The organism is Chryseobacterium sp. 2987 (genome assembly GCF_031456375.1).
GTDB classification, from domain to species: Bacteria; Bacteroidota; Bacteroidia; order Flavobacteriales; family Weeksellaceae; genus Chryseobacterium; species Chryseobacterium vaccae.
Map to the genome: position 1 here is coordinate 128292 of NZ_JAVDUN010000006.1, position 14984 is coordinate 143275.

Here is a 14984-nt window from a genome sequence, read left to right on the forward strand (position 1 = left end):
TATACTTTAACATGGCGCCAGTCTTTTGCGGGCTTTTTACCGCTCTAAGAAAAGGCTGGTTCCCTTGTAAAAAAGCATTTAACATAACAATATCAACATCAGTTATTTATAAATTATCACTCATAAAATATACAATGAACATTAAAAATAATTTTGAAGTTAAAAACTTAATCATTACTTTTGCAACCTCAAAATTTGGCCTATTCGTCTAGTGGTTAGGACTCAAGATTTTCATTCTTGCAACAGGGGTTCGATTCCCCTATAGGCTACCAAATTTGATATCATGCCGGATTTAAAAATACAAGAAGCGAAATTGCTTTTTAAGAAAATCCACTCTAACCCAAAAAGTTATGATTTACAAATCAATGAAGACGGGATTACAGGCAGGGATGATAAAATAAGTTTCAGACTTTACAGGACCGGAGAAAGGGTTGCTTTTGAAGTAGCAATAGATAACCTTACTTTCACCAATACTACTGGAGAATGGAACAATGCTTTGATTATGTTGGGAAACACAATCAAAAAAATAGAAAAAGAACAGGAAAATTTAAAAATAGAACAAGCAATAGATAAACTCAGAAAGTACCTGTCAGAAGAAAATTAAAAATTTCTGAAAATAAATTTGGTAGTTTGAAAAAAAGTTTATAGTTTTGCACTCACATTTGAACGATATGGCAAATCATAAATCAGCATTAAAGAGAATCAGACAAAACGAAACTAGAAGACTTCGTAACAGATATTATCACAAGACTGCTAGAACAGCATTGAAAGCTTTAAGAAGTGAAGAAAACAAAGCTGTAGCTACAGAGCAACTGCCAAAAGTTATCGCATTATTGGATAAATTAGCTAAGAAAAACATTATCCACAAGAACAAAGCGGCTAACTTGAAAAGCAAATTGACAAAACACGTTAATAAATTAGCGTAATACTATAGTAGGCCCGTTCGTCTATCGGTTAGGACCTCAGATTTTCATTCTGGTAAGAGGGGTTCGATTCCCCTACGGGCTACATATATTAAGAGTTGATACTTATAAAAACAAAAACTAACACATTACTTCGGTAGTGGAAGATAGAGGGCCCGTTCGTCTATCGGTTAGGACCTCAGATTTTCATTCTGGTAAGAGGGGTTCGATTCCCCTACGGGCTACAAATTAATAAAAAACAGTTTCTGACATCAGAAGCTGTTTTTTTATTTAAAAATACCATTGATTCTGGTTTTTTCAATAGGAATCACCTTTCCTTTTTGAAACAGAATCCCTATCTGATATTAGAACTCTTCGCGTTCCAAGAATACTTAATATAAGGAAAGTTATACTCTTTTATTATCGTAAACATCAATTACCTAGGCATTTCTGTCGGTTGAGAATACTTCTTCTTTTACCCATTTATTTGAACTGATATTTAAGTAAAAGAATTACTATGATAATAATTTTTTTATTTGATTTATCTGATGCAATTCTTTCAAAAATTTTTTAAAAGTTTTTTGTAATCAATTTTAATACGACGAGTTCTGTCGCTGCGCAGCAATATCTTTGCTTTAGAAAACAACAGGATAGCGCTCACTGTTATTTACTTTTTTAACCAATTAACCTAACACTATTATTTATTATGGAAAGAATGCCATTCACTCCGGAAGGAGTACAAGCAAAACAAGCAGAAATTAACGAATTAGCTTTTGAGGAAAGACTTATGATTTCTGATAATGTAGCGAAAGACCCAGCTTTATTCATCCGAGAAAACTTCGAACTAACCGACGAACAAAACGAATACCTGTCTTCTCTTGAAATTGCAGATTTAAGAATCACTGGGTTTAGTTTAGCAATTGGACTTTTAGGACAAGTTCCCATTGAAATGCAGGACACCACGCCTCCTTCAGCATTTGCTGCCAGAGGTAAGAAGAAAAAGAAACTTTCAGTCGGTATCACCACGACGACAAATCCTCAAACAGGTGCTACTACTGTAGGTGGTAATATATCTTATACCTGGGAGTGGTAACAATTATTTAAACCCATTCAGAGACTGCCTTTAGGCAGTCTTTTTCAGAATACAAAATACTTTTGATGTGGAAATCAGAGGTTTCATTTGGCATCAAGAGGTGTACAGCGGATAGGTTTTAGGACATTTTTACATTAATATATTTTAATGTGTCAATTCAAATTATTGCAATACGCAATCATATTCACCTTACAGCAAATCTTTCAATAATTTTTTATTTTTTCTTGTAATCAATTTTAATACGACGAGTTCTGTCGCTGCGCAGCAATATCTTTGCTTTAGAAAACAACAGGATAGCGCTCACTGTTATTTACTTTTTTAACCAATTAACCTAACACTATTATTTATTATGGAAAGAATGCCATTCACTCCGGAAGGAGTACAAGCAAAACAAGCAGAAATTAACGAATTACCTTTTGAGGAAAGACTTATGATTTCTGATAATGTAGCGAAAGACCCAGCTTTGTTCATCCGAGAAAACTTCGAACTAACCGACGAACAAAACGAATACCTGTCTTCTCTTGAAATTGCAGATTTAAGAATCACTGGGTTTAGTTTAGCAATTGGACTTTTAGGACAAGTTCCCATTGAAATGCAGGACACCACGCCTCCTTCAGCATTTGCTGCCAGAGGTAAGAAGAAAAAGAAACTTTCAGTCGGTATCACCACGACGACAAATCCTCAAACAGGTGCTACTACTGTAGGTGGTAATATATCTTACACCTGGGAGTGGTAACAATTATTTAAACCCATTCAGAGACTGCCTTTAGGCAGTCTTTTTTTAATGTATTATATTTGTTATATGTAATAACCTAAAAATGAAAAAATATCTTTTTATCATCACTTTCCTTTTACCTTTCTTTTTAAAAGCAGCAACAATACCTTTTGAAATGATAGAAGGCAAAATGGTTATTAAAGTAACCATTGAAAACGAGCTTCATAATTTTGTTTTTGACACAGGTGCTTTCACGATTATATCGTCAGAGCTTAGAGACAAGATTGCTTCAAAGAAAACCAAAATTATTTTTGAAGGGATAGACGGAAACAATGTAAAATCAAAGATGGATGTCTTTTCAATAAAAAATATACAGGTCTCTAATTTAAATATCAAAGAGGCAAACTTTTCATTTGCTGATATAGGTTGGATAAGCTCTCGTGCCTGCATGAAAATAAGCGGAATTTTCGGGGCTAATCTGATGAAAGATAAGATATGGCAGCTTGATTTTAAAAATAAGAAAATTGTAACTTTTGATAAAGCGGATAACAGCATTTATTCAAACACAACAGCATTTCCATTTATTACGGAAAGTTTTACAGAGGTTCCGAAAGTTAATCTTACAATAAGAAACCAGAACATAGAATATGTATTTGATTCCGGCTCCGGCATGGGACTTACGCTAAACCAGCAGACATACAATTTAGTAAAAGATGATAACTTTTTAATTTTTGAAGGATTTTTGGCACAATCTATTAACAGTGTAAGTAAAGGTGAGCGACAAGTGGATCTAATGGAAGTTGAAATGAATAATACCTCATTTGGCAATCAAATAATAGACAGCAGTACCAGTGCAAGAAATCTTATAGGCACTCGATTTATGCAGAATTATTTGATAACCCTTGATTTTATCAATAAAAAAATGACGTTAATTCCAAACGGAAACAAACCGGAATATAAGACTTTTGGGATTGCATTGGCTCCTATGAAAGATGATTTAATCATTGTCAATAAGCTTCAAATATCTCAATTAGCGGAACTAAATTTATCAGACAAAATTATTAAAGTAAATGGCATTGATATTTCAAAAATAACTCCCGAGATATTCTGTGAGGTAAAAAAGACGCTTGACACTAGCCAGACTATCACAATAGAAAATGCAGAACACAAAAAAATAACTTTAGAAAAGAAAAATGTTCTGCAATATTTAAATTAAATAATAGTTCGAGTTTAGAACCCAAGGGTAAAAAAGGGCTTTATATAAAGTCTTTTTTTTGCTTCTATACATTCGTATCGTTTATTTTACCCTAAAGTTATCACTATTTAATTTGTAAACTTAATTTACAATATTTAAATTTGATTAAAACGACACCCACTTTTCAAAAAACTAATTCATGAAAAAAATACTTATTGGCGCGTCCCTGTTTGTAAGCATTACTTTTTTCGCACAAAGCTTTGAAACTACAGCTCATCCCAAGGTTTCAGAAATTCAAAAAAACTTCAGGTATAAGAAATATCCGAAACCTGCGCTTGAAGAGTTTTCAAAACTAGCGGGAGCAGAGCCTAATGAAGCCATCATCATGACAGAGTGCATTCCGGGCGAAATCATCAGTTGGCGGAATGACCGGGGAAGCTTTTCTACTTCCCAACATTTCAGGATAGAAAAAACTAAGCTAATAGAAATACTCACCATTCCAGAATCAAATGATTTTTTAGCTAATCTTGAAAAATATGCACCAACCAATCATACATTTGAATTTAATGCTGTGAGTGGAAGGACTTATGATCCGGAATTTATCAAAAAACAAAAAAATGGAAAATATTTACTGACCGTAAATCTTGTAGCTATAAAAAAAGGATCTGTAAACGGCAACGATCTTTATGAGCTGGAATATGAAACCTCTGATTTCAAAACCTTTAAACCGCTGCGTATTAAAAACACCGAAGAGCAAAACAGCAAGTGGCAAACCATAAATTAATCCCCTTTCAGTATAAAATTCATAAAAAACCACTCAAAAAATCACGAACTAAACAAATCAATTAAATCCGGTAGTTGTAAAAAACTATCGGATTTTTTTATGATCTACAAATTAAAAACAACACTAAAATAATTCATTTTCAATTACTTAAATAAAAATAAAATTAAACAATTATATTATGCTAACATTAAGTAATCACACAATTATGAAATAATTTACTTAACATAATTATTTTATGATTACATTTGCATCAATTGAATACCAGAAAACTAAATTTTAACATATGAAAGCAAATTTATTTGTAAGCCTGTTTATGAAGAAAGCAGTAGTATTGGCTTCTACTCTGTTCCTGATGAGCACATCTTTTGCTCAAATCACTAAAATCTATGCTAGCAGTCAAACCAATCAGGTTGTTGGGATCTGTTTAGGTTGCGGCGTACTCAATCCTCAAAATGCAGTAGGAAGTAATGAAGATGATTATTCTACTATTCAGGTTTCTGTAGGATTGTTAGCAAGAACTGAACAGGTCTTGATTTTCCCATCTACCAACATTGCTGCTAACACCAACAAACTTGTCATTGGAATCGGATCAGATCAGACCATGCTGGCGGCACAGCTGATCAGCGGAATTTCTATTGAGACATTCAACGGCAATGTATCTAATAATGACTACCAGAATCTTAACAACAATGCTATTAAACTAGGAGGTACAGACCCAAGCAAGGCAGAAATTGAATTGACGATGAATATACCTTTCGATCGTATTAAAATTAACCTTAACGGCGGTCTTCTTAGTGTGAATGGCGCCCTTAGAGTTTACTATGCTTATCAGTATAAAGATCCGTTTATCAATTTTATGGCTCACAGTCAAAACGGACAGATCACACTTGCCGGTGATGCTTCTTTTGAAGGATCAAAGGTTACTCTGACCAATACTTCAGGAAAAGAGGTATTTAACTCTACCATAAAATCCAATACTTTTGAAGCAAGACAACCTGAAGGGATTTACATTATGAATATTGAGACAAAAGACAAAAAGACTTATTCTAAAAAGATCAGAATTACCCCATAATTCTAAGGAATATTGTTATGATAAAACAGAATCGGCGGCCCGTTGGGCCGCCGATTCTTATTGAAATAAAAGTGAATATGGTTTATTTTTTGATCAGTTTCTGCTGATAAACTGCTTTATCTGTAACTGCTTTCAGAATATACATTCCGTTCGGAAGCGTGCTTACATTCACCTGTCCGTTTTGGAATGGAGCATTTACCTGTTTTCCGGAAATATCATAAACTGAAACATTCAGAACTTTATCCGGAGTTTTGATGTTCAGCATATCGGAAACAGGGTTTGGATAAATACTGAACTCCAGTTTCTTCACTTCTGCAGTAGCCAGACTGGATGTTGTGCTGGTTACGGTGAGTGTTTTTTCAACTACTTTTCCGTTAGAATTGAAGCTGATTACGATATTTGAAGTTCCACTTGTAACAGGAGTAAGAACAAGTTCATCATTTCCATTGATCACTGCGGAAACCACAGCTGGATTAGAGTTTGATTTCAATGTCTTCACCACTGAAGCGCTTATATTATCCTCATCGGCAACGGCTGTTTTCAGATCAATAGTTGTTACATTTCCTACTGAAGCCTGGGAAGGGAAGGTAGAACTTATTACCGGAGCACTGTTATCTGGGAACACTGCCACTGCAGGGAACCAGTAATAATCATTAAGAGTCTTTGTATTGATCAGATTTCCGCTGGCATCGAAAGTATGGATCCAGTTTTTCTGATAATGAGCACCAAAGCCACTTTCGGTCGTATTAAGAATTAATTCATCGGTTACCGGGCTCACTCGCAGTCCGGCACCATAAGGAATCTGTTTGAATTGTCCCGTTTGTCCTGGAATAGCGGCAAAATTTTCATTGAACGTTTTAGTCGTTACATCAAACTTTACGATCTGCGTTCCGGAAACAAAGCTATTAACCGAATTAATCCAATACAATACATTCTGCTTTGTACTTGCTGTAAAGCTTCCGGCATTCCAGGCTCCCCATGATCCTAGGTATTTTGTCACAGGAATATTATATACTGTTACTGCAAAAGTACTCTGGTCAATATTCACCAGCTTTTGATCCTGAATCGCCCATACACTTCCATCTTTCGCCTGAACAACTGAGTGATAGGCTCCTGAAATGGTAGAAACTACCGTATCCGTATTAGGGTCAATTACCAGAATTCCTGCAGACTGTTTTACTGCAAAAACATATTTTGAGGTACGAATCATATTTCCGATCTGCCCTGCATACTGACTTCCGCCTCCGGTTCCGGTGATTAAACTTCCTACCTGAAGATTGTCAATATTAAATGTATAAATTCCGTTAGAAGCTCCGATATACCCTTTGTGCTCATTCACACCTAAGAAAGATCTTCCGTCTCCTCCACCTATATCATTGAATCCTGCAATTTTCTGCATGGTCTGTGCATTGGCAACTACCAATCTTCCGCCAGGGGTATATTGAGTATCATTGCCGTCTGCTGCCTGTTTTGAGATAAAATAAAATTTATCTCCGTAAATTGTTCCGTACTGGGTAGTGGCTCCAAAAGCCTGATTATTATTGGCATTACTGTAAACACGGTAGCTGATCTGGCCGTTGTTATGTACAAAATTCACAGAGCCATTGGTATGTCCGAACCAGTCTTCATTCACCATAAAGAATCCGTTAGTAAAATCTGTTGAAGATACATAAGGGGAAACGGGTGTCATGGTAGATGAAATAGGAGCTTCACTAAAAGCAACATTAAAATTCCATACATCCCATGAACCATTCTGTAAGTTACGGGAAGAAGCGCCTAACCCTGAATACCCAAAGTCACTATCTGTAGGATCTTTCACCCAGTACGACCAGTATCCATTGGTGGTCCATCCGGACTGCCAGTGATCATTGGCATCTGCAGCCGCATAACTGTCAAAATCATATGCTGTTGTGTTGATGATTCCACTGGCCGGATAAAGCGGATAGGTTGTATTTCCGTTTTTATAAAGCGCATTAGTATTCTGCCCGTTCAGATCAAAACCTAAACCTCCTATTGCCGTTCCAAACTGGGTTCCCTGATAAAGAAGTGAAAAAAAACGGTGATCAGCCTGTGCAATGGTCTTCAGCATATCTTCACCTGTAGCATTTCCGTTCCATCTGAATCCCCAAACCATAGCGTCCGGGTTTTTGCTGTCATTCCACTGTACAACAAAAGCAGCTTCATTAGAACCTGTTCCCACCCAATACTGGATATCCGAAAAGTTAATATTGGGAGTTAATGTGGTATTAAGCTGTTCATTTCTCTGGATATCATTCCGGGGAACGCCCTGCACGGTAACCTGTGCATTCGCCAAAAATGCGAACAGGAACAGCATTGTAAAAAGGTAAAACTTTTTCATTTTAATAAGTATTTAAATTTATTTATATTTCGATCTGTTAATTAAGATGCAGGTCATAAGCACCCGCTACTTCTGTAGAAACTTCGCCCAGCCATCCGGCTTCCTGATTCACCCCGGTATATACTTTAATAAAATCGATTCCGGGAAGCTTAACGTAATTTCCGTTTCTGTCTACTGCCCATGAAATATCAATATTGGAAGCCTCATCATTATTCGGTGCGTTATCTGCATATCCATAATCATAGGAGGTTCCTACCCAATAAGCCCCCGTTCCGCTCTGGTCGTAAAAATTATCCTTCAGTCTGGTTCCTGTAAAGCTGTAAGAAGCCTGGGAAAGCCATAAAGGATAATAGCTTTGTGCATGGAAGGTATTTTTAGTTTTAAATCCAGAAGTCCCATTATTATCCTGCCATTTGATGTACTCCACATCAGTCTGCCAAAACTCACTTCCGGGAACGGGAGGTTTATTTTCATTGGGTTTGAAATAGGTTATACTGTAATTTTTAAGAGTGGTATTCTTAAAATATTCACTGCCGGCGATTTCGTACCATTCGTCTTCATCCGGTTTTCCGTTTTTGTTTTTATCATAAGCCACCATGATGATTCCCGGTTCACATGATCCGGATCTGGTAGCATTGGCACTATTTCCCCAGAAGGCATTTCCAAGAATTTTAAAATCTCTTCCTTCCAGATTAGCAATGGTATGATCGAAGCCGAAAGCAACATACCCTCCGTATCCGCCAAGGGTAATCATCGTAGAGCTTCCGCCGATAAGAGATTCTTTTGCCTTTCTGATCATATCAGCTTCTGTATTTCCGTTCAGATATTCAGGCATTTCATTGATGAACTGCCCTACTGCCGGACGATAATCAAAAACATTGCTGATATATTTACTGTAAGGCACTGCTTCCTGGTTCACAATGATGGATGATTTGTAAATTTTCACAGCTCCTTTTGCCTCAACCTTCAAAGTCAATGGGTATGTTTTGGTAACAGCACTTACAAAATCCAGCTGAAGGTTTTCAGAAATAATAGAATCGTTGATGCTCCAAGTCAGCTTTCCTTCGATCTTCGGATCGATGTTTAACAACTTAAGCCTGTCAATCGTATAAGATTCTTTCAATACTTCTGAAGGAAAAGTTACTTCTTCCACGATTTCTTCAGTGTCACTTTTACAGGCTGCTGCTCCTAACAGAACAGAAGAGAAAAGTACTGTTTTTATGATATTTATAGTTTTTCTTTCCATTTTTTCATTTAATTATTTGTATAAAAAAGCAAAATGGGCAGGAATATTTCCGCCTTCGGTTTTCCATTTGAATTTTCCGCTTTTATCAAAACAGTATACATATCCCGTGGTTACATAATTCCGGGCATCGGTAAGGTAGATGTCTTCAGTATAAGGATTAACCGCAATACCATAAGGTGCTTTGATCTCGTCGGCGTACTGCTGGTCTATGATTTTAGTTGCGATTACCTGCTCTGTTTTTACATCAATGATCCCAAAAGTTTTAACATAACTATGGGTATTGTAATTGAATTCATTGCCATAGTAATACAGTTTGTCATTCACAATCGTCATTCCGCTTACGGCAACATGAAAGTCTTTTTTAACCGCTCCGGTAGCAGCATCCACGAGAAACAGGCTGGATGGTATGTTGTAATAATCACCTCTGGAACTCACATAAAGATCTCCGTAATTATCTTTTCTAATGCGGTGAAGGTTAATGGCTACATCAATTTTTTTGGTCTCTGTAAAACTGTTAAGATCAATCACAGAAACTGTTTTGTCATAATTCGGGAACATATAGCCCCCGGAATTGGCTACATAAAGTTTATCTCCAATGATTTCCATTTCTTCAGGCTGATAACCTACCACTACCTGCCTTTCAATGGCCAGGGAAGCCGTATCAATTTCCACCACTTTCCCTGGTGGCGAATTCGGGTTTAATTCAACAGGACCGGCATAACTGCTGGCATACACTTTTCCTCCTTTGAATTTCATATACCGGCAGTTCTGCAGCTGTATCGTTTTGATACGTTTAGCCGTCTTGGCATCCAGCACTTCAATTTTGTTGGAAACATTCACCACTACATACATTTTACTTCCGTAGATCATAATATCATTTCCTACATCACCAAGCTCTTTAACCACATTCGGGTTGATCTCTCCATAGATATTCCGTTGATACGTTCCACTGGCATAATCATAATAATCAAGGGTACACTTGTTACTCCCCATGTTTCCTTCGTTCAGAAGATAAAAACCTTTGATGGGTGTATCTTCTCCGGCACCTACCTCTTCTTTTTCCGAGGGGATAACATAATCATCCGTCCGGCATGAGAACAAACAGAGCATGGAAAAAGCCAGAAGGCAAAAGTTTAGTTTTTTCATAATGTAAAACTTACAATGAGTTTAAAATTTCTTCCGGGCATAGGATAATTCCTTACCACGTCATAATATTGATTGAGGACGTTGTTGACTTCGAAACCGGCTTTGATCTGATGGAAATGCCAGTTGAATTTTTTCTGAACAGAAAGATCATGGGTATACCACGGCTGAAGATAATTGGCCCGGATGTTATTCAGCTGAGCATCGTAACGTTCTCCGGTATACATAAAACTGTAATTGAAACTCCAGTCTTTATAATCTGCCATCATGGAAAAAGTCAGGGCATGCCATGGTACGTAAGAAATCTGATCTCCGTAATAGTCTTCTTTTTTATCGGTATAATCCCCGGCTCTTTGATAAGTATAGCTTAGCAGAGGTTTCAGTTTCACTTTATTGATATCGAATTCAGCCTGAACATTGACATCCGCCCCCAGGATTCTTACTTCTCCGAGATTCGTCATCATCCACCTGAACAGATTGGTAGTAGGAACTGCGATGATCTTATTTTCCACTTCATTATAATATCCGTCTGCCTTCACATAAATTCCTTTAAAAAACTCATGGTCATACAGTTTCTGATAAGTAAAACCAACATCATACTGTCTGGTAAATTCAGGTTTAAGCATGACATTTCCGATCATGGTGTAATACAGATCATTGAAAGTAGGCATCCTGAAAATCCTTTTATAAAATGCCCTTACGGTAAAGTCTTTTGAATCAAAGGGCTGATAGCTCAGAAATGCAGAAGGGGTCCATTCCGTTTTATCGGGAGATTTTGCATTTTTTTCTACATTTTCATGTACAAAGGTTCCGAGTACACTTCCCAGAAATTTAAACCTTCTCCACTGATAGGTTGTAGCAAAGGCCAGTAATGAAGTATATCGGGTAGGAAATGAAAAATCCCTGAGACTGGCATCCAGATTATTGTACTGAAAATCAAAACCTGCGCTTACATCCCAGTCTTTAGTAATGGAATAGATATTAGATGAAGAAAGATAGAATTCCCTCTGAGTATAGGTATTATCGATACGAAGTGCTGTTGTTGATACATTAACTGTATCCAGAAATCTGGAATAATCGTAAGCAAATTTGGCTTTCACCTGAGTCTCAAATTTTGGGAACAGTTTTTTTCTGAAATTGGCCTGAATAAAATAGTTTTCATCCAGCATCTGCTGCCCTTTGGGACCGAAATCATTATTCACAATAGCTGTAGGAATTCCACGGTCTGAAATATATCCGTAACCCCGTACACTCCAGCTTCCGTCATTAAGGGTTCCGTTAAAACCGGTTTCAAAACGTTTGGCCCGGATGTAAGAATCATATCTTCTGGCAATGGTATCATTGGCAACAGAACCATCAGCATTTTTCTTTTCGTATTTATACTTGTACAATCCTTTGCTCTGAACAAATTCTGAACTGAAACTTGCGGAAACCCGATCTGAAATCTTCTGTTCTAAACGGAATGAAGGATTAAAGAGACTGATAGACCCTAATTTCAATCTAACCGTTACGTTCGTTTTTTGATTTCCTTTAAATACAGGTGTTTTAGGTTGTAGATAAATAGATCCCGAAGATCCGAAATCCTTTGCCGGCTGAAAAATTTCACTTTTCTGGCCGTTATATAAAGAAATTGACTCTATATCATCAAGGGAAAATTTTCCGAGGTCCACCACTCCGTTCTGTGCGTTTCCGAGTTGAATTCCATCATAAAAAACGCCGACATGCTGGCTTCCCATACTCCGGATATTCACCGTTTTCAGACCTCCCATTCCACCGTAATCTTTGATCTGAACACCGGAAAAATACCGAAGGGCATCTGCCACCGACTGACTGTTAAGTCTTTCCAGTTGTTCCCCCGAAAGAATCTGTGCCGGAAGAATTTCTTTAAAATCTTTTTTATAAATCTGAATAGGAAGAATCGTTTTCTCCCGGATGCTGTCCTTAGACTGTGAGAATACAAGATGAGAGGCTGCCACAAAAATTGTGATAGCTCCCTTTTGAATCAGAGAAGCAATAAGTTTTGTCACCATTAGCTCATTTAGAATAATGATGACGCTAATGGATATAAGAAAGCAACGACAAAGCACAGCATTCACTGCACAGAATCATTGTAGTCCTAAGCTTTATTCCACGAAAGCGTCAAACGTTCATCATCTGGCAGGTCTTCTGACTTACTCCGTTTCTGAAATCCTTCCCATTAAAAAACAGTGGATATATTATTCAAAAACTTTAGTGTGGAGCTTACAGCAGCGGGTCTGTCCCGGATTTTCACCGGATTCCCTTTTAAGCGCTTTTTACGGCTCACCAGATTCCGGCAAAGATAAACAATTATTAACACATTCAAAACATGAAATAACAAAATGATTTTCAATGGGATAAAAACATTTAACAATAACCTGTTGCCAGCAAAAGATAAACCCTACAGATAAAAAAATATCTGTAGGGTTTCACTTAAAAACACCTCTTCCCAAGCGATCAACTGTTCATCAAATCCCGATATTCAGAAAAATACTGAAACGGGATTTTGCCTCAATATCTCCTCCTGCCAGGTTGGTGTAAGCAGGCAGCATAATCTCGCTCCCGAGACTAAACTTTTTATAGGATGCTTCAAAGCCCAGCTTCCCATACAAAGCGCTTCCTGACGTGCGGGGTAATGCTTCTCCGTACTGTCGGTTGGTATCATATACTTCACCCTGAAATCCAGCCTTGGCAGATAAGATGGTTTTCTCGTTCCCTGCAACCTGATAAAATCCTGTTGCGGCATAATTCCATTGGTTTCCGAACTGATAATGCTTTTTATTTTCCGTTTTGATGGTATAATCCGTATTAATCAGAACTGCCAGCTTATTTCTCTGGAATTTATAATTCAATGCAGCCTGATAATCCCAGCTCCCTGTTCCCAGCTGAAAACTCGGATTAACTCCGGACATCCCTTTTTCGTCAAATTTACCTAAAGGAACTTTTATTCCCAGACCTCCATTAAGCTGATGGACATTCTCCTTTGAATTAACGATCTGATAAATTCCCATCAGGTTCAGATCTCCTATTCCATTGATACGGATGTCTCCCTGCATTGTTTTCTTTCCGTGAAAATGGAATGGCAGACTGGCATAAACACTCAGTTTTTTTGTCAGAGGAATTTTTCCCCAAAGCTGAAGCGTATTGAAATACTGATCCTGTGTAAGATCTTTCACAAACAAATTTTCTTTTGCCTTATAATGCTGGGCAAAATATTTAATCCCGATAAACTGAGGATTCAGCAACGATTCAAAACCTGAAGAGCCATTTCCGGCCGCACAACCGCAGGCATCGCAGTCATCAAGCAGTATTATTCTATTAGCATTATTGGAAACCTCCATGCTATCGTTAACAGTTTTAGCCTGAAATCCAACAGATACAACCATTCCTGTCATTACCATTATTGTTTTCGTGTTCATTATTCAGAAAATTTGGGGTTAGAAATAAAGTTTTTATCGGAAAGCGTTTTCAGAAAAGCAACAATAAACTGCTTTTCCTGACTATTCATAGCTATTCCAATATGACCGTTCTGTTTTAGCTCCGGATCCAGATTAGGATTGTCTTCTACTCCGTCCGAATAAAAATTAAGAACGGCTTCCAGTGTATAGAACCTTCCGTCATGCATATAAGGTGCTGTATATTCTACATTTCTAAGACTTGGCACTCGGAATTTCATCCAGTCGTTCTGGTCGAGGGTTACCCGGTAACGCCCAGGATCTTTAAACTGCGAATTATAATACATACCCGTATTTCTGAAACTTTCATCTGTAAATAGTTCTCCGCTGTGGCAGGAAGCACATTTCTGCTGGAAGAGAGTCATTCCCTGGGATTCTTCTGTAGTCAACTTTACTTTTCCCTGTCTGAAACTGTCATATTTTGATTCTGCTGAGATCAGGCTTGCCATAAACTGAGATAATGCTTTCAGTACCCGTTCTCCTGTAATATTTTCATCTCCGTAGGCAGCAGCAAAAAGTTTTTTATATTTCGGATCTTCTTTCAGTTTTGTAATGGCTTCCGGCATCGAGCTGTCCATTTCATTCACATCTGTAATCGGAATAATGGGCTGTTCATTCAGATTATGGATCACTCCATCCCACATATACCTTTTCAGGAATATCATATTCTGGATGGGTGGTGCATTCCGGATTCCTATTCTGTCGTCTACGCCATGGCTTACATTATGTCCGTGGTGGGTAAAAGCATTTTCCTGAATATGGCAGAACCCACATGAAATGGTATTATTCCGGGAAAGTTTGCCTTCATAAAATAATTTCCGGCCTAGCTCAACACCATTTTTAGTAACCGGATTGGAAGTCTTATCAAAAGTCATATCAGGAAAATAAGAAGGAAACTGCAACGGATAAACTTCGTCTTTGTCCAATGGCTGTATCACCTCCTCTGAACAGGCTGTAAAACTCATCAGAGCAGCTAGGAGCAACACTATTCTTGGTAGCATA

General features: G+C 37.4%; 13 protein-coding genes, 3 tRNA genes and 1 riboswitch. Of the genes, 10 read left to right on the forward strand and 6 right to left on the reverse strand.

The window, feature by feature from the left end:
* Positions 1 to 197: 197 nt before the first annotated feature.
* From J2Y40_RS18235 to J2Y40_RS18280, 10 genes are all read left to right on the forward strand, one after another.
* Positions 198 to 272: transfer RNA gene (locus tag J2Y40_RS18235), tRNA-Glu, on the forward strand.
* 11 nt (positions 273 to 283) lie between these two features.
* The gene (locus J2Y40_RS18240) at positions 284 to 604 is read left to right on the forward strand and encodes a hypothetical protein (protein ID WP_153397565.1); all 321 of its coding nucleotides are present in this window, start codon (positions 284 to 286) and stop codon (positions 602 to 604) included.
* A 67-nt stretch (positions 605 to 671) separates the two neighbouring features.
* On the forward strand, positions 672 to 926 hold the full coding sequence (rpsT, locus tag J2Y40_RS18245; protein ID WP_153397563.1) for a 30S ribosomal protein S20: 255 nt from the start codon (positions 672 to 674) through the stop codon (positions 924 to 926).
* A gap of 10 nt (positions 927 to 936) precedes the next feature.
* A tRNA-Glu gene (locus J2Y40_RS18250) sits at positions 937 to 1008 on the forward strand.
* A 67-nt stretch (positions 1009 to 1075) separates the two neighbouring features.
* Positions 1076 to 1147 (forward strand) — tRNA-Glu (locus J2Y40_RS18255).
* 461 nt (positions 1148 to 1608) lie between these two features.
* The gene (locus tag J2Y40_RS18260; protein WP_310000609.1) at positions 1609 to 1995 is read left to right on the forward strand and encodes a hypothetical protein; all 387 of its coding nucleotides are present in this window, start codon (positions 1609 to 1611) and stop codon (positions 1993 to 1995) included.
* A 349-nt stretch (positions 1996 to 2344) separates the two neighbouring features.
* The gene (locus J2Y40_RS18265; RefSeq protein WP_153397561.1) at positions 2345 to 2731 is read left to right on the forward strand and encodes a hypothetical protein; all 387 of its coding nucleotides are present in this window, start codon (positions 2345 to 2347) and stop codon (positions 2729 to 2731) included.
* Positions 2732 to 2813: 82 nt separating this feature from the next.
* Positions 2814 to 3926: a retropepsin-like aspartic protease gene (locus tag J2Y40_RS18270; protein WP_310000611.1), complete on the forward strand. Its 1113-nt coding sequence runs from the start codon at positions 2814 to 2816 to the stop codon at positions 3924 to 3926.
* Between the two features lie 178 nt (positions 3927 to 4104).
* Positions 4105 to 4689 (forward strand): hypothetical protein, encoded by a 585-nt coding sequence (locus J2Y40_RS18275; RefSeq protein ID WP_310000613.1) that lies wholly within the window; start codon positions 4105 to 4107, stop codon positions 4687 to 4689.
* Between the two features lie 283 nt (positions 4690 to 4972).
* Positions 4973 to 5761: a DUF6383 domain-containing protein gene (locus tag J2Y40_RS18280; RefSeq protein ID WP_153397555.1), complete on the forward strand. Its 789-nt coding sequence runs from the start codon at positions 4973 to 4975 to the stop codon at positions 5759 to 5761.
* An 82-nt stretch (positions 5762 to 5843) separates the two neighbouring features.
* Here J2Y40_RS18280 and J2Y40_RS18285 read toward each other — a convergent pair whose 3' ends face one another.
* The 6 genes from J2Y40_RS18285 to J2Y40_RS18310 all read right to left on the reverse strand — a co-directional run bounded on the left by J2Y40_RS18285 (position 5844) and on the right by J2Y40_RS18310 (position 14983).
* Positions 5844 to 8120 (reverse strand): DUF5074 domain-containing protein, encoded by a 2277-nt coding sequence (locus J2Y40_RS18285; RefSeq protein ID WP_310000616.1) that lies wholly within the window; start codon positions 8118 to 8120, stop codon positions 5844 to 5846.
* Positions 8121 to 8157: 37 nt separating this feature from the next.
* Positions 8158 to 9366, reverse strand: a complete 1209-nt coding sequence (locus tag J2Y40_RS18290) for a cell surface protein (protein WP_153397551.1) — start codon at positions 9364 to 9366, stop codon at positions 8158 to 8160.
* Between the two features lie 12 nt (positions 9367 to 9378).
* A complete protein-coding gene (locus tag J2Y40_RS18295; RefSeq protein ID WP_153397549.1) occupies positions 9379 to 10512 on the reverse strand; it encodes a YncE family protein in 1134 nt (377 codons plus the stop codon).
* The gene (locus tag J2Y40_RS18300; protein WP_310000618.1) at positions 10509 to 12539 is read right to left on the reverse strand and encodes a TonB-dependent receptor domain-containing protein; all 2031 of its coding nucleotides are present in this window, start codon (positions 12537 to 12539) and stop codon (positions 10509 to 10511) included. The genes J2Y40_RS18295 and J2Y40_RS18300 overlap by 4 nt, the downstream gene beginning before the upstream one ends.
* Positions 12540 to 12647: 108 nt before the next feature.
* Positions 12648 to 12833, reverse strand: a riboswitch (cobalamin riboswitch).
* A gap of 162 nt (positions 12834 to 12995) precedes the next feature.
* Complete coding sequence (locus J2Y40_RS18305; protein WP_153397545.1) at positions 12996 to 13946, reverse strand: transporter; 951 nt, start codon at positions 13944 to 13946, stop codon at positions 12996 to 12998.
* Complete coding sequence (locus J2Y40_RS18310; RefSeq protein ID WP_409017720.1) at positions 13946 to 14983, reverse strand: cytochrome-c peroxidase; 1038 nt, start codon at positions 14981 to 14983, stop codon at positions 13946 to 13948. The genes J2Y40_RS18305 and J2Y40_RS18310 overlap by 1 nt, the downstream gene beginning before the upstream one ends.
* Between the last annotated feature and the right edge of the window lies 1 nt (position 14984).